13 protein-coding genes are annotated in these 14,748 nt (G+C 60.9%); 8 read left to right on the forward strand and 5 right to left on the reverse strand.

The features are described 5' to 3' along the window. Positions 1–97 precede the first annotated feature (97 nt). Complete coding sequence (locus tag ACM6IK_RS22775; RefSeq protein WP_414876103.1) at positions 98–1,492, reverse strand: PLP-dependent aminotransferase family protein; 1,395 nt, start codon at positions 1,490–1,492, stop codon at positions 98–100. Positions 1,493–1,784: 292 nt separating this feature from the next. On the opposite strand from ACM6IK_RS22775, the gene ehuB reads away from it, so the two are divergent. The 6 genes from ehuB (at position 1,785) to ACM6IK_RS22805 (ending at position 8,139) form a co-directional block, all read left to right on the forward strand. Beyond that, positions 1,785–2,642 carry an ectoine/hydroxyectoine ABC transporter substrate-binding protein EhuB gene (gene ehuB, locus ACM6IK_RS22780; protein ID WP_414876104.1) on the forward strand — a complete coding sequence of 286 codons (858 nt, stop codon included), beginning with the start codon at positions 1,785–1,787 and terminating at the stop codon, positions 2,640–2,642. Positions 2,643–2,711: 69 nt separating this feature from the next. Continuing rightward, complete coding sequence (ehuC, locus tag ACM6IK_RS22785) at positions 2,712–3,371, forward strand: ectoine/hydroxyectoine ABC transporter permease subunit EhuC (protein WP_414876105.1); 660 nt, start codon at positions 2,712–2,714, stop codon at positions 3,369–3,371. Beyond that, positions 3,368–4,024 (forward strand): ectoine/hydroxyectoine ABC transporter permease subunit EhuD, encoded by a 657-nt coding sequence (gene ehuD, locus ACM6IK_RS22790; protein WP_414876106.1) that lies wholly within the window; start codon positions 3,368–3,370, stop codon positions 4,022–4,024. The genes ehuC and ehuD overlap by 4 nt, the downstream gene beginning before the upstream one ends. Further along, a complete protein-coding gene (gene ehuA / locus ACM6IK_RS22795) occupies positions 4,024–4,899 on the forward strand; it encodes an ectoine/hydroxyectoine ABC transporter ATP-binding protein EhuA (RefSeq protein WP_414876107.1) in 876 nt (291 codons plus the stop codon). The genes ehuD and ehuA overlap by 1 nt, the downstream gene beginning before the upstream one ends. Before the next feature lie 218 nt (positions 4,900–5,117). Continuing rightward, a complete protein-coding gene (locus ACM6IK_RS22800) occupies positions 5,118–7,157 on the forward strand; it encodes an FAD-dependent oxidoreductase (RefSeq protein ID WP_414876108.1) in 2,040 nt (679 codons plus the stop codon). 55 nt (positions 7,158–7,212) lie between these two features. Then, positions 7,213–8,139, forward strand: coding sequence for a 1-aminocyclopropane-1-carboxylate deaminase/D-cysteine desulfhydrase (locus tag ACM6IK_RS22805; protein WP_414876109.1), 927 nt, complete (start codon positions 7,213–7,215; stop codon positions 8,137–8,139). Between the two features lie 137 nt (positions 8,140–8,276). Here ACM6IK_RS22805 and ACM6IK_RS22810 read toward each other — a convergent pair whose 3' ends face one another. The 3 genes from ACM6IK_RS22810 to ACM6IK_RS22820 form a co-directional block, all read right to left on the reverse strand. Then, positions 8,277–8,837: a cytochrome b gene (locus tag ACM6IK_RS22810; protein ID WP_414876110.1), complete on the reverse strand. Its 561-nt coding sequence runs from the start codon at positions 8,835–8,837 to the stop codon at positions 8,277–8,279. A 255-nt stretch (positions 8,838–9,092) separates the two neighbouring features. After that, the gene (gene phnX / locus ACM6IK_RS22815) at positions 9,093–9,920 is read right to left on the reverse strand and encodes a phosphonoacetaldehyde hydrolase (RefSeq protein WP_414876111.1); all 828 of its coding nucleotides are present in this window, start codon (positions 9,918–9,920) and stop codon (positions 9,093–9,095) included. Between the two features lie 151 nt (positions 9,921–10,071). Further along, positions 10,072–11,181 carry a 2-aminoethylphosphonate--pyruvate transaminase gene (locus ACM6IK_RS22820; RefSeq protein WP_414876112.1) on the reverse strand — a complete coding sequence of 370 codons (1,110 nt, stop codon included), beginning with the start codon at positions 11,179–11,181 and terminating at the stop codon, positions 10,072–10,074. Positions 11,182–11,290: 109 nt separating this feature from the next. Between ACM6IK_RS22820 and ACM6IK_RS22825 the strand changes: the two genes are divergently transcribed. Further along, on the forward strand, positions 11,291–12,154 hold the full coding sequence (locus ACM6IK_RS22825) for a LysR substrate-binding domain-containing protein (protein WP_414876113.1): 864 nt from the start codon (positions 11,291–11,293) through the stop codon (positions 12,152–12,154). A 119-nt stretch (positions 12,155–12,273) separates the two neighbouring features. Here ACM6IK_RS22825 and ACM6IK_RS22830 read toward each other — a convergent pair whose 3' ends face one another. Beyond that, entirely contained in the window at positions 12,274–13,146 is an 873-nt protein-coding gene (locus ACM6IK_RS22830; RefSeq protein ID WP_414876114.1) for a LysR family transcriptional regulator, read from the reverse strand. A gap of 268 nt (positions 13,147–13,414) precedes the next feature. Here ACM6IK_RS22830 and ACM6IK_RS22835 point away from each other — a divergent pair, with 268 nt between their 5' ends. Continuing rightward, positions 13,415–14,740 carry an MFS transporter gene (locus ACM6IK_RS22835; protein ID WP_414876115.1) on the forward strand — a complete coding sequence of 442 codons (1,326 nt, stop codon included), beginning with the start codon at positions 13,415–13,417 and terminating at the stop codon, positions 14,738–14,740. The last annotated feature ends 8 nt before the right edge of the window (positions 14,741–14,748 follow it).

Raw genomic sequence — 14,748 nt, forward strand, 5'->3', positions numbered from 1 at the left:
CAAGTGAGGTGTTGGGCGCAGTCTAAGAGGGCTGGATTGTCGCGATGAATGTACTAGGGCAATTTAGTCGACAAACTTTTGGGCACCGATTGCCGGCTCAAAAATCATGGATCTGCGGGTACTGACCGAAGATTTCGCGCATGCCCATCAGTGCATCGCGCATTTCGTCGTCGCTGCATTCGGCACCGACACACACCCGAACAGCCCGGGGCCTGGGCGTGCCACGCACCGTAAACGGGTCGGGCGAAGTGACCGCAATGTGCTTGTGTCGCAGCGCCCGCACCAGGCTGTCGACTTCCCAATGAGGGGGAATGCCGATCCAGGCATTCAACGCATAGGGATGCTGGCCGAGCAGGTACTCGCCCAGATACTCGCTGACCATCGCTTGCCGTCCGGACAAGAGTTGGCGTTGCAGGTCCACCAGGGTGTCGGCGCGCCCGTCGCGAATCCAGCGCGTGGCAATCTCCGCGACCATGGGCGTTGCCATCCAGCTGTTGACCCGCAAAATACTTTCGGTGCGCAACGCCAGCCGCTTTGGCATCACCAGATAACCGACGCGCAAACCGGTGAGCACCGATTTGGTCATGCTGGTGCAATAGAACGACAGTTCCGGCAAATAGTGGCTGATCGGCGGCGCCCGGCGCTCGTCCAGCAGAGGGCCGTAAACATCGTCTTCGATAATGTGCACGCCAAACCGCCGGGCGATCTCGGCAATTTCCCGTCGACGGCTGTCCGGCATCAGGCTGGTGGTCGGGTTGTTCAGGTTTGGCGTACAGACCAGCGCGGTGATGCGTTCGTTGCTGCACATGTCCTCGAAATGCTCGGGGTCGATGCCATGCCGGTCCATCTCCAGCCCCTTGAGGGTAAACCCGAGCACCTGGGAATTGCCGATCACACCGTGGTCGGTCAACCCTTCGCAAAGCACCACATCATCCGGGCCGGCAAGAGATGCCAACGCCAGAAAAATCCCGTGGGCAGCGCCGTTGGTGATCAGGATGTCGTCGCGCTCTACCCGCAGGCCTTGCCGCGCGATCCAGTGCATCGCCGCTTCACGGTGCGACTCGAAACCGGCAATCGGGCGAAACGCGTGAATCCAGGGCTGATCCTCTTCGGTGCTGAGTTCGCGACAGGTTTCACGCCAGAACTGGTCATGCTCACGGGTGTGCATGATCCGCGCGATGGAAAAATCCACCAGCGCCCGTTCGGGGCTGTCGAGAATATAAGTGGCGACCCGGTCGCTCATTCGCCGCGAAACAAAACTGCCGCGCCCGACCTCGCACCTCACCAGGCCCTGGCGCTCGAGCTCCTTGTAGGCATTGGTGACGGTTTGCACACTGATGCCCATGGCATCGGCGACATTACGTTGCGGTGGCAGCCGCTGATCATTGGCCAGCACACCCTGCTCGATATCGTCGGCAATCGCCTGGACCAGGATCTTGTATTTCGACTCGCCGCTGCGGGCGATTTGCAGTGCTGCTTTCCACTTGTCCATCGGCGCCGAACCCACGTGTTTGCCAGTGCCGACAGCATCCCGCGGGAAACCATGCAAAGCAATTGTCCTAGTGCAATGCAATGTGGCGCAGGGCTTTTGTATGCTCGGTCCAAGGTCGATGCACAGGCTGCTGAACCAGCCGCCAACAATAATCAATCGATCTGTACCGGAACTGTCTCCCCACGCTTGCGCTCAACAGGTGGACCAGCCCTCGTACGCTTTGCTCTTGTCACACTGCCTCCTACCACAGAGCCGTCAACGACGGGTCCACAAGAAACAGGAGATTTTATCGATGAGCAATTCCCTTCCCGGCACTACCCATGGTTTGCGCCACCTGTTCGTGGCTTGCGCGATGTTCGGCCTGGCCGCCAGCGCCCATGCCGCTACGACGTTGGAAACCATCACAAAGAACAGCAGTATCCGTATCGGTTATGCCAACGAAACACCGTTTGCCTTTACCGAAACCGATGGCCGGGTCACCGGTGAATCGCCGGAAATCGCCAAAGCCATCTTTGCCAAGATGGGCATCAAAGAAGTCGATGGCGTCCTGACCGAGTGGGGCTCGCTGATCCCTGGCTTGCGCGCCGGTCGCTTCGATGTGATTGCCGCTGGCATGTACATCACTCCGGAGCGCTGCAAACAGGTGTTGTTTACCGATCCGCAATACCAGTTGCCGGATGCTTTGCTAACCGCCAAGGGCAACCCGAAGAACCTGCACAGCTATGAAGACATTGCCAGGAATCCGGATGTGAAACTGGCGATTATGGCCGGTACGGTAAACCTGAAATATGCACGGGATACCGGCGTGAAGGATGCGCAAATCCTCCAGGTGCCGGACACCACCGCCCAGTTGCAAGCCGTACGCGCCGGTCGTGCCGATGCGGCCGTGGGCACCCAATTGACCATGAAAGGCCTGGCCGCCAAGGGCGGTGAGAAGGTCCAGGCGGTCACCGAGTTCAAGGATGACCCGTCGCACACCGGTTACGGCGCGCTTGCCTTCCGCCCGGAAGACAAGGACCTGCGGGATGCGGTCAACGCCGAACTGAAAAAGTGGCTGGGTTCCCCAGAGCACCTCAAGACGGTCGCCCCGTTCGGTTTCGACCCATCCAACGTTACAAGCAAAACGGCTGCCGAGCTCTGCGCTCAATAGTCGAAACAGGCATGGCGCGAAGGCGCGATGCCGATTTCCCTGCTTAATCCGGATGGTCAGGTTTTAACCATGGGTGAACTACTACCGCTATTGATACAAGGCGCCTGGGTCACGCTCCAGGTAACATTTCTCGGCTCACTGCTGGCGATTGTCGTAGCCATTCCGGCGGCGTTGGGGCGCATGTCGCCCTGGCGAGCGCTGAGCTGGTTCTCCATCGCTTACATTGAAGTGTTTCGCGGCACATCGTTGCTGGTGCAGCTGTTCTGGCTGTTTTTCGTTCTGCCGCTGCCACCGTTCAATCTGGAGCTAAGCCCCTACAGCGTGGCCATCGTCGGCCTTGGGTTGCACATCGGCGCTTATGGCGCGGAAGTGATGCGCGGTGCGATCAGCTCCGTGGCCAAGGGGCAGTACGAAGCGGCGACCGCACTGAACTTCAGCGGCTACAAGCGTTTTCGGCGAATCATTCTGCCCCAGGCGCTGCTGGCGGCCATCGCGCCGGGCACCAACCTGCTGATCGAATTGCTGAAAAATACCTCCCTGGTATCGCTGATCACCTTGTCCGACCTGAGCTTCCGGGCTCGGCAACTGGATCAGGCCACGTTCCAGACCCTGGAAATTTTCAGCCTTGCGCTGGTGATGTACTTCGTTCTGGCACAAGCGATCAACCTTGGCATGCGCAGCGTTGAGCGTCGTCTGGCGCGCGGCAGAATGCGTGGAGGTCTGTCATGACCCTGTTCGACTGGACTTACGCCTGGCAGATTCTCCCTGATTTGCTGCGCGCTTCGCTCAACACCGTGGGCATTACTCTGATCGGTTTCCTGATCGCCATTGTGCTGGGGTTGTTTCTGGCCATCGGCCGACGCAGCCGCCGGAGCTGGCTGTCGTGGCCGATCGCCGGGATGATCGAATTCATCCGCAGCACGCCGCTGCTGATCCAGGTGTATTTCCTCTACTACGTGCTGCCCAATTTCGGGGTGAGCATGACCGCCATGCAAGTGGGGATTATTGGTATTGGCGTACATTACGCCTGCTACATCGCCGAGGTTTATCGCGGCGGTCTGGACGCGGTACCACGGGCGCAATGGGAAGCCGTCACAGCACTGAACATCGCCCCGTACAGCGCCTACCGCAACATTATCCTGCCCCAGGCCCTGCGGCCGATCCTGCCGCCTTTGGGCAACTACCTGGTGGCGATGCTCAAGGATACACCGGTGCTGTCGGCCATTACCGTGGTCGAGATCATGCAGCAGGCCAAGAACATTGGCTCCGAGAACTTCCGCTATCTGGAACCGATCACCATGGTCGGCCTGTTTTTCCTCGCCCTGAGCATCGCCCTGGCTTATCTGGTACGGCGCCTCGAACTGCGCCTGGAGCTACGCTAATGACTTCTCCACTCTCGACATCCAACGACCTTTCCCGGCGCGGTAACCTGACACCGCTACTGCCGCAAGAGGCCACTGCCATGCATGAAGCGAAACCGGACAAGCCGATTGTCAGCTTTCAGGACGTCACCAAAAGCTATGGCAATTTCACGGTGCTCGACCACTTGAACCTGGATGTTGCACCGGGTGAGAAAGTCGCGATCATCGGCCCCAGCGGCTCGGGAAAATCCACGCTGCTGCGGGTACTGATGACCCTCGAAGGCATCGATGACGGGCTGATCCGCGTCGAGGATGACTTGTTGACCCACATGCCCAATCGCAACGGCGTGCTGGTGCCAGCCAATGATCGGCATATCCGCCGGGTGCGCGGCAAGATCGGCATGGTATTCCAGAGCTTCAACCTGTTCCCGCACATGACGGCCTTGCAAAACGTCATCGAAGCGCCGGTGCAAGTCCTTGGCATGAAGCGCGCCGAAGCATGCGAACGGGCGGCGGACTTGCTGGAGCTGGTAGGTCTGGGCAGCAAGCTTGGCCATTACCCTTCGCAGCTGTCCGGCGGCCAGCAACAGCGGGTGGCGATCGCCCGGGCTCTGGCCATGCGGCCCAAAGTCATGTTGTTTGACGAAGTGACCTCGGCACTCGACCCGGAACTGTGCGGCGAAGTACTCAACGTGATCCGCAAACTCGGCGCCGAGCACAACCTGACGATGCTGATGGTCACGCACCAGATGGGCTTCGCCCGGGAATTCGCCGATCGAGTGTGTTTCTTCTACAAGGGGCAGATTCACGAACAGGGCACGCCCGCACAGATCTTTGAACACCCGCAACAGGAGCGAACTTGTGCGTTTCTCAGTGCGGTGAAAGAAGCCAACTAACCGAAAACCAAACTCAAGGGGGCTGTGCCGTGCACAGTGCCCCAAGCGTTTTTGTTTTGAGTCATTCCCGTTTGCCGAATACTCCTGCTCATTTCGATCAATAAGTTGTCAGTTACGGTCATTGAGCACCAGCGGCGCGACTCTTAGTCTGTCGAACATGACTGATGGGGCCCATAGAGCTCCTGCACTTTCCGTGATCGCTCGATGTGGAGTTACCGATGACCGCCGCTCAATACCCGCACCTGTTGGCTCCGCTTGACCTGGGTTTCACCACACTGCGCAATCGCACCCTGATGGGGTCGATGCACACTGGCCTTGAAGAGAAACCGGGTGGTTTCGAGCGCATGGCGGCGTACTTTGCCGAGCGTGCCCGTGGCGGTGTCGGCCTGATGGTCACCGGCGGTATCGGCCCGAACGAAGAGGGTGGCGTGTATTCCGGTGCAGCCAAGCTGACCACCGAAGAAGAAGCGCTGAAACACCGCATCGTTACCCGTGCCGTGCACGAGGCAGGCGGCAAGATCTGCATGCAGATCCTCCACGCGGGTCGTTATGCCTACAGCCCGAAACAGGTTGCGCCGAGCGCGATCCAGGCGCCGATCAACCCGTTCAAGCCCAGGGAGCTGGACGAGGAGGGCATCGAGAAGCAGATCAGCGATTTCGTCACCTGTTCGGTACTGGCACAAACCGCCGAGTACGACGGCGTAGAAATCATGGGGTCGGAAGGCTACTTCATCAATCAGTTCCTCGCCGCTCACACCAACCACCGTACCGACCGCTGGGGCGGCAGCTATGAAAACCGCATGCGCCTGCCGGTGGAAATCGTCCGCCGCGTGCGTGAAGCGGTCGGCCCGAACTTCATCATTATTTTCCGTCTGTCGATGCTCGACCTGGTCGAAGGCGGCAGCACCTGGGACGAGATCGTTCAACTGGCCAAGGCCATCGAGCAGGCCGGTGCGACCATCATCAACACCGGTATCGGCTGGCACGAAGCGCGGATTCCAACCATCGCCACCAAAGTGCCGCGCGCGGCCTTCAGCAAGGTCACGGCCAAACTGCGGGGTTCGGTCAATATTCCGCTGATCACCACCAACCGCATCAACACGCCGCAAGTGGCCGAACAGATTCTGGCTGACGGCGATGCCGATATGGTGTCCATGGCGCGACCGTTCCTCGCCGACCCGGATTTCGTCAACAAGGCCGCTGCAGGTCGCGCCGATGAAATCAACACCTGCATCGGTTGCAACCAGGCCTGCCTCGATCACACCTTCGGCGGCAAGCTGACCAGTTGCCTGGTCAACCCGCGTGCCTGCCACGAAACCGAGCTTAACTATCTGCCGGTGCAGCAACTGAAAAAAATTGCCGTGGTCGGTGCCGGCCCGGCCGGTTTGTCCGCCGCGACCGTGGCCGCCGAGCGTGGTCATCAGGTGACGCTGTTCGATTCGGCCAGCGAAATCGGCGGTCAGTTCAACATCGCCAAGCGCGTTCCGGGCAAGGAAGAGTTCTTTGAGACCATTCGCTACTTCAGTCGCAAGTTGCAGACCACCAATGTCGAGGTGTGCCTGAACACTCGCGTCGACGTGGCCGGACTGGTCGAGGGCGGCTACGACGAGATCATTCTGGCCACCGGCATTGCGCCGCGACTGCCGGCCATTGCGGGGGTGGAAAACGCCAAGGTGCTGAGCTACCTGGACGTGATCCTGGAGCGCAAGCCCGTCGGCAAGCGCGTCGCGGTGATTGGTGCCGGTGGTATCGGTTTCGACGTCTGCGAGTTCCTGGTGCATGAAGGCGTCGCGACCAGTCAGGATCGCGCCGCGTTCTGGAAGGAATGGGGCATCGATACGCACCTGGAGGCACGCGGTGGTGTTGCCGGTATCAAGGCCGCGCCCCATGCGCCGGCCCGCGAGGTGTTCCTGCTGCAACGCAAGGCGTCCAAGGTCGGTGACGGCCTGGGCAAGACCACCGGCTGGATTCATCGCACGGGACTCAAGAACAAAAAGGTGCAAATGCTCAACAGTGTTGAATACCTGAAGATCGACGACGAAGGCCTGCACATCCGCGTCGGTGAAACCGGAGAGCCGCAGGTGCTGCCAGTGGACAACATCGTGATTTGCGCCGGGCAGGATCCGCTGCGCGAATTGCATGACGGTCTGGTGTCGGCGGGGCAGAGCGTGCACCTGATCGGCGGCGCGGATGTCGCGGCAGAGCTGGATGCCAAGCGGGCGATCAACCAGGGTTCACGGTTGGCGGCGCAGTTGTAATCTACGTAATCAGTCAGCTGTTAAGATGCTGGCTCTTCACCCAGAGCCAGCATCGATGCTTCTCCCTTCCGACACCTGGTTACCCCAAGCCCCCCTCGAACGCCTTGATCTAGACTGGCTCACTCACGCCGGTATCGAAGTGGCAATCCTGCGTCTGGACCAGATCGACCCGCTGATCAGCGGCAACAAATGGTTCAAACTCATCGAGCACCTGAAGACCGCCGATCGCGTTGGCGCCGAAGGCATCATCAGCCTGGGTGGCGCGCACTCCAATCACCTCCACGCGTTGGCGGCAGCGGGCAAGCGTTTGGGCTTTGCCACCGTTGGCCTGTTGCGCGGGCACCCTCAGCAAACCCCGACGGCCAAAGACTTGCAGGCGTTCGGCATGCAGTTGCACTGGCTGGGTTACGCAGGCTATCGAGCGAGGCATGAAGCGGGTTTCTGGCAACCCTGGCACACCCGCTACCCGACGCTGCATCCGGTGCCTGAGGGGGGAGGCGGTTTGCCTGGCGCCTTGGGTTGCATGCAACTGCGGGCCAGCGTTCGTGCGCAACTGGAGGGATTGGGCTGGAGTGACTATGACGCCTGGTGGCTGGCCTGCGGGACCGGCACGACCCTGGCGGGCCTGGTGCTGGGCGAGGCAGGGGATCATCCGGTGTACGGTGCCCTGGCAGTTCCTGACGATCATGGGGTGGCGCAGCAGGTCGAGCGGATCGTGCAGGAAGCGGGCCTGATCGATGCGGTGTATGAGCTGCTCGATGCCAGCCGCGGTGGCTTTGCCAAGGTCGATCCGCTGCTGCTCGAGTTCATCGAAAAGACCGAACAGGCCAGTGGCATTCCCCTTGAGCCGCTGTACACCGGTAAGGCACTCATGGCCCTCAAGCAACAAGTCGTGATGGGCGAGTTCACCCGGGGTACGCGGCTGATCTTCGTCCACACCGGCGGCTTGCAGGGGCGGCGGGGATTCAATTCACAAACCTGAGCGGTGCTGCGATCCAGTGTGGGAGCGGGCTTGCTCGCGAAGGCGGAGTATCAGTCGATTTTGTATGGCCTGACACACTGCCTTCGCGAGCAAGTCGGATCGCCGCACCGCCGCTCCCACATTGGAATTCATTCGTTTCAGGAGTCGCGGTTCACGCCCTTGGGCATCATCCGCAGCAAGGTGTTATCGCCCACCACATAATGGTGATACAGCGCCGCCACGGCATGCAGGCCAATCAGCCAATAGCCGATCGTAGCGCCGAGCTCGTGCCAGCCCTGGAGTTGTTTGGCCAGGTCCTTGTTTTCCGCTATCGGCATCGGCAGGTCGACACCGTAGAACATCACCTGATTGCCTTTGGCGCTGGTGACCAGCCACCCGAGAATCGGTGTGACTATCATGAAAATGTACAACGCCCAGTGCATCAGCCTGGCCAGCGTCGTTTGCCAGTGCGGTGAGGCAGGGAAGACCTGCGGGGCCGGGCCGAGACTGCGAGCGAACAATCGCACCCAGACCAGAACGAATACGGTCAGGCCAAGCATGAAGTGTGATTCGACGATCAGCGTGCGCCCGCCGCTGCCCTTGGGAAAGATCCCGCGAAACTCGATACAGGCGTAAACCAGTGCCAGCAGGACCAGCATCAACCAATGCAGTGCGATCGATACGGTGCTGTAGCGCGATTCGGAGTTTTTCCACGGCATACGGTGTTCCTCAGAGGTCCGGTGTAAAGCCACCGTTCATGTCCGACGGTGAGCGTTAACTGTAATCCTGTTTCACCGGATTTGTCTGTGGCGATCAGTCGCGGGATGCTCTGCTTCGGGTAATGGACAGAAAAAACCCTGTAGGAGCGAGCTCGCTCGCGATGGTCGCCAACGATGACGCATACCCACTGGGTAACCGCGGCATTCTTGAGACCATCGCGAGCGAGCTCGCTCCTACAGAGGGCGGTACGTTTTTTAGCTGGACTGCGGCATTTCGCCGTTGGCCAGGCGCTTGTTGATGTCGGCGATCACGTCCGGCAGATCGGTGATGGTGTCGATCATGTAATGCGGGCGCGAACTCTCGAACATCCCGTGGATGCGCTTGCGCTCGCTGTCCAGCTGGTCGCTTCCCAGCGCGCGATAACCTTCGTAGTCCAGGCCCAGGGCGTTACCCGAACAGATCAGCGCCACGGTCCACATACCGGCGCGGCGACCTTCGAGAATGCCCGGCACCGTGTCATCGATCTTCACGCACGCGGCGACATCGTCAATGCCCAGGGCGATGACGTTGGCCAGTGCCTGGGCGGGCCATGGGCGGCCGTTCGGGACTTCGTCGGTGGCGACCACGTGGTCGGCGACGTAGCCGTTGGTGGCGGCCAGTTCGACCACTTTGTCCATGACCAGTTTCGGGTATCCGGAGCAGGAACCGATCCTGATCCCTTGCTGGCGCAGGTTGGCGATGGTCTCCAGCGCCCCCGGAATCAGCGCCGAGTGTTCGGCGATTTTTTCGATCTGCAGCGGCATGAAGCGTTGGTAAATCGCAGTGACGTCATCGTCGGTCGGCGTGCGGCCGAACACTTTGCGATAACGCTCGGCAACTTCCGGCAGATCGCACAGGGTGCGGATGTGGTCCCACTTGCCCATGCCCATCGGGCCACGGGCTTCTTCGATGGACACCTGGACATCGAACTCGGCGAACGCCTCGACGAAAATCTGCGTCGGGGCGAAGGAGCCGAAGTCGACCACGGTGCCGGCCCAGTCGAGGATGGCGGCTTGCAGTTTGGTTGGGTTGGAGTAGTTCATGTCTCAAATCCTGTAATAAATGACTAAATTGGAATTCGGCTCTTTGTGGGAGTGAGCCTGCTCGCGATAGCGGTCTTTCATCCAGCATGTGTGTCGACTGACCTGGCCTCATCGCGAGCAGGCTCGCTCCTACAGGGGAATGCGGTGTGGCTTAGATTTCCAGCACTTCCATCTCGCGCAACACTTCAGCAATCGCGGCCACCGCTTCGCGCATTTGCGCCGGGTTGACATGGCCGATGCAGCCGACGCGGAAGGTTTCGACCTGGGTCAGTTTGCCGGGGTAGAGGATGTAACCCTTGGCCTTGACCCGTTCGTAGAACGCTTTGAACTGGTAGCGAGGATCTTTCGGGGCATGAAAGGTGGCGATGATCGGCGCCTGAATGGCCGCCGGCAGGAAGCTGCGCAGCCCCAGTTTGCCCATCTCTTCCATCAACGCCTGGCAGTTGGCGGCATAGCGTTCGTGTCGAGCCGACAAGCCACCCTCTTCGTCGTATTGCAGCAGGGCTTCGTGCAGCGCCGCGACCACGTGGGTCGGCGGGGTGAAACGCCACTGGCCGGTCTTGGCCATGTAGGCGTGCTGGTCCTGCAGGTCCATGGCCAGCGAATGCGAGTTACCGGTGGCGTTGGCCAGGGATTCTTTGCGAGCGAAGACAAAACCCATGCCCGGCACACCTTCCAGGCACTTGCCTGAGGCGGCGATCAGTGCGTCGAACGGCACTTGCTGCGCATCCACCGGCAGGGCACCGAAGGAACTCATGGCGTCGATGATCAGGCGCTTGCCGTGTTCTGCGACGACCTGGGCGATCTGCGGCAGCGGATTGAGGATGCCGGTGCTGGTTTCGCAGTGAATCAGGGCGACGTGGGTGATACCGGTGTCGGCGCGCAGCAGGCGGTCGACGTCGGCGGCGGTGGTCGGCTCGTCTTCGGCGGTTTCGAAGGTGCTGTAGGCGCGGCCGAGCACTTCACAGATTTTCGCCAGGCGTTTGCCGTAGGCGCCGTTGATCAGTACCAGAATCTTGCCATCGCGAGGCACCAGCGTGCCGATCGCCGCTTCGACCGCGAAAGTGCCGCTGCCTTGCAAAGGTACGCAGTGGTGGGAGGCGGCGCCGTTGATGATGGCCAGCAGTTGCTCGCAGAGGCTGGCGGTCAATTGATTGAAACGGTCATCCCATGAACCCCAGTCGATCATCATCGCCTGGCGGGTGCGGGCCGACGTGGTCAACGGGCCGGGGGTGAGCAGGATGGGTTCGGCAGTACTCATTCTCGTGTCCTCGCAATCGATGGGATGAAGCGTTGGTGCCTAAATTGCAATTTGCCGTGTTATCAATCAAATTGTTTGTTGTTATGCCAGCCATCAGTGAGGGTTATTCATGAACCTGTTTCAGCTGCGCGCATTCGATGCCGTGGCGCGGGAAGGCAGCTTTACCCGGGCGGCGGCGCGGCTGTTCATCAGCCAGCCGGCGGTTACCGGGCACATCAAGGCCCTGGAGGAGCACTACCAGATCACCTTGCTGCGCCGCACCGCCCGCCGAGTGGAACTGACGGAGGAGGGCACCAAACTGGCGGCCATCACCCGGGCGATGTTCGGCCTGGCCGAAGAGGCGCAGGTGATGCTCGAAGCCAACCGGCAACTGCTGACCGGGCGTCTGGAGGTGGCGGCGGACGGCCCGCACATGGTCATGCCGATGCTTGCCAGCCTGCGCGCGCGCTATCCGGGGATCACGGTGAACCTGCGCCTGGGCAACGCCCAGGAAACCCTGGCGGCGCTGCTGTCCGAACATGCCGACGTGGCGGTGTTGACCGAAGTCGAGCCACGCAAGGGCTTGCATCTGCAGGCGTTGAACGAATCACGGATTTGCGCGCTGGTGCCCGATGGCCATCCTTGGGCGCAGAAGACCAAAGGCGTGCAGCTCAGGGAGCTGGACCAGGTGATCATGGTGCTGCGCGAACCGGGTTCGATTACCCGGCGCACCTTCGATGAGGCTTGCGCCCAGGCCAGGGTCAATCCGCGGGTGCTGCTGGAACTGGACAGCCGCGAAGCGGTGACCGAAGCCGTGGCAGCCGAACTGGGGGTGGGGGTGGTGTCGTCGGTGGAAGTCAGCCACGACCCGCGAGTGGCGGCGGTGCCGATCATTGGCGAGGGGTTGGTGAATCGGCACATGATCGGGTGCATGGAGCGGCGACGGGATTTGCGCTTGATTCAGGCATTTTTCGGGTTGGCGCCGGGCAGGTAGACCGAGGTGCGGCCATCGCGGGCAAGCCACGCTCCCACAGGTTTTGCGCCGTACACAAAATAGATAACCGACATAAATCCTGTGGGAGCGTGGCTTGCCCGCGATGGCGTCGGACCTGCCTACACCAGACTCTCGCGCACCATCTCGAGAAACGTCGCCACCACCCGCCGCGAACTCTGCTCGCGCAGGCACACCAGTGTTTCAGTCAGGCGTCGTTCGCAATCGGTAATCGGCAGTGCACAAACCCTGGAGTCGGCGCCAAACTCGGCAGCCGACACCACGCCCACCCCAATCCCGACCACCACCGCTTCCCGCGCCGCCTCCCGACCCTCGACCTGAATCGCCGGGCGAATGCGCAACCCGGCGCGTTGCATTTCCTCCTCCAGGGTCTGACGCGTCACCGAACCGATTTCCCGCAACACCAGCGGCGTGTCGTCGAGGTCCGCGAGGGTGATGGATTCGCGATCGGCCCAAGGGTGATTGCGCGACACAAACGCGACCATAGGGTCGTTACGCAGGGGCAGCGAAATCAGGCGTTCATCGCTGACGTCACGGCCCAGCAATGCCAGGTCGGCCTGATAGTTGAACAGTCGAAACAGCGACTCATCGGTGTTGCCGGTTTCGATCTTCACGCTGATCCCGGGGTAGCGTTCGCAGAAGCGGGCAATCTGCGGCAGCACATGCACCGGTGCATCCACCGCCAGAATCAGGCTGCCGGTCTGCAAGGCCTGGGAATCCTGCAACAGCTCCTGCGCTTCGGCCTCAATCACAAAAAGCCGCTGTGTAACGCTCAGCAGGCGCTCGCCCAGATCGGTCAGGCGCACCGAGCGCTTGTTGCGGTGAAACAGCAAGACGCCGTAGCGCTCTTCGAGTTTGCGCACCTGGTCGGAAATCGCTGGCTGCGTCAGAAAAAGCCGCTCGGCGGCTTTGGTAAAGCTTCCATGGACCGCCACGGCATGGAAGGCTTTGAGCTGGGCGTGGGACACCGACATGGGAATCTCCAGTAACAAGCTGACCTTATATTTGAAATACGATAAATCGATTTCACTTATTAATCAGTAATTGTTTTTATCCACCTCAGCCCCGCTGACGGGTCAGTCGAACAGCAGCGGGTGCCATGAGCCTGTGCGTGCAACTACAGGACTCATCTGACCGGTATCCGCCGTAGGGACAGGGCGATATCGCAGTGCTCAACAATAAAAACACAGGCGTTTTCTTCCAATTCTGCCGGCACACTCACACCCTGAGGTCAGAACCACAATGAACAAGCACATCGGCACCATCAAGCGTTGGCGCGTGCAGATCTTCGCGATCACCTGGCTCGCCTACGCCGCGTTCTACTTCACCCGCAAAGCCTTCTCGGTCGCCAAACTCGGTATTGGCGAAGACCCGACCTTCATGCTCGATAAAATGGCCATGGCCAACCTCGACGCTATCTACCTGACGGCCTACGCCGTCGGCCAATTCACCTGGGGCATCCTCGCCGACCGCTTCGGGCCGCGGGTGGTAGTGCTCGGCGGATTGCTGATTTCCGCTGCCGCGGCGCTGGTGATGGGCAACTTCGCAACCTTACCGATTTTCGCTACCTGCATGCTGATACAAGGCCTGGCGCAGTCCACCGGTTGGTCGGGGCTGTGCAAGAACCTCGGCAGCTTCTTTCCCTCCGAGCAACGCGGGCGGGTATTGGGCCTGTGGAGTTCCTGCTACGCCTTTGGCGGTCTCGTGGCGTCGCCGTTTGCCGGTTGGTGGGCGTACACGCTCATCGGCAGCTGGCATGCGGCGTTTGTTTCCAGTGCGGCGGTGGTTGGGCTGGTCGCCGTGCTGTTTTTTATTTTCCAACGCAACAAACCGGAAGACGTCGGCTTGCCGGCGGTGGAGCCGGAACCCGAGCTGACCGCCGAGCAAGCCGAGGCGCAAAGCAAAATCAGCATGTGGGAGCCTTTGAAGGAAATCCTGCGCAACCGCACGGTGCTGGTGCTCGGGCTGGCGTACTTCATGCTCAAACCGGCGCGCTACGCGATTCTGCTGTGGGGGCCAGTGATCGTTTTCGAACAGATGCCCTCGGTGGGCAAGGTCGGCGCGGCGATCATTCCGACCGCGTTTGAACTGGCCGGATTGCTCGGACCGATCATGATCGGCCTGGCCTCGGACAAACTGTTCGGCGCCCGGCGCATGCCGGCCTGCGTGATCAGTCTGTTGGCGCTAACGGTGTCCCTGGCATTTTTCATGGGCGCCCTGCATACCGGCAGCGTGCTGCTGGTGGTGGCGCTGCTGTTCGTCATGGGTCTGACCCTCTATGGGCCGGACTCGATGATCAGCGGCGCGGCGGCCATCGACTTCGGTACCGCCAAGGCCGGCGCCACAGCCGCCGGTTTCGTCAACGGCTGCGGCTCGGTCGGGGCGATTCTCGGTGGGCTGCTGCCGGGCTACTTCGACACCGTTACCGTGTTCATCGTCTTCGCCGGCTGCGCCATGTTCTCGGCGCTGGTGCTGATCCCGCACTGGAACAGCCGCCCGGGCGGCCTGAAAACCAACTACCCGTTCGTGCCCAATCGGGCGATGACCATCAAACCCCTGCGCACCTGAAGCCTGTC

It is taken from the genome of Pseudomonas sp. IT-196MI5 (assembly GCF_949767415.1).
Classification (GTDB): domain Bacteria; phylum Pseudomonadota; class Gammaproteobacteria; order Pseudomonadales; family Pseudomonadaceae; genus Aquipseudomonas.

What these genes read in the sequence shown, in the direction of transcription:
- ACM6IK_RS22775 (WP_414876103.1), bottom strand. Translation starts at nt 1,492, where the DNA reads ATGGACAAGTGGAAAGCAGCACTGCAAATCGCCCGCAGCGGCGAGTCG.
- ehuB (WP_414876104.1), top strand. Translation starts at nt 1,785, where the DNA reads ATGAGCAATTCCCTTCCCGGCACTACCCATGGTTTGCGCCACCTGTTC.
- ehuC (WP_414876105.1), top strand. Translation starts at nt 2,712, where the DNA reads ATGGGTGAACTACTACCGCTATTGATACAAGGCGCCTGGGTCACGCTC.
- ehuD (WP_414876106.1), top strand. Translation starts at nt 3,368, where the DNA reads ATGACCCTGTTCGACTGGACTTACGCCTGGCAGATTCTCCCTGATTTG.
- ehuA (WP_414876107.1), top strand. Translation starts at nt 4,024, where the DNA reads ATGACTTCTCCACTCTCGACATCCAACGACCTTTCCCGGCGCGGTAAC.
- ACM6IK_RS22800 (WP_414876108.1), top strand. Translation starts at nt 5,118, where the DNA reads ATGACCGCCGCTCAATACCCGCACCTGTTGGCTCCGCTTGACCTGGGT.
- ACM6IK_RS22805 (WP_414876109.1), top strand. Translation starts at nt 7,213, where the DNA reads ATGCTTCTCCCTTCCGACACCTGGTTACCCCAAGCCCCCCTCGAACGC.
- ACM6IK_RS22810 (WP_414876110.1), bottom strand. Translation starts at nt 8,837, where the DNA reads ATGCCGTGGAAAAACTCCGAATCGCGCTACAGCACCGTATCGATCGCA.
- phnX (WP_414876111.1), bottom strand. Translation starts at nt 9,920, where the DNA reads ATGAACTACTCCAACCCAACCAAACTGCAAGCCGCCATCCTCGACTGG.
- ACM6IK_RS22820 (WP_414876112.1), bottom strand. Translation starts at nt 11,181, where the DNA reads ATGAGTACTGCCGAACCCATCCTGCTCACCCCCGGCCCGTTGACCACG.
- ACM6IK_RS22825 (WP_414876113.1), top strand. Translation starts at nt 11,291, where the DNA reads ATGAACCTGTTTCAGCTGCGCGCATTCGATGCCGTGGCGCGGGAAGGC.
- ACM6IK_RS22830 (WP_414876114.1), bottom strand. Translation starts at nt 13,146, where the DNA reads ATGTCGGTGTCCCACGCCCAGCTCAAAGCCTTCCATGCCGTGGCGGTC.
- ACM6IK_RS22835 (WP_414876115.1), top strand. Translation starts at nt 13,415, where the DNA reads ATGAACAAGCACATCGGCACCATCAAGCGTTGGCGCGTGCAGATCTTC.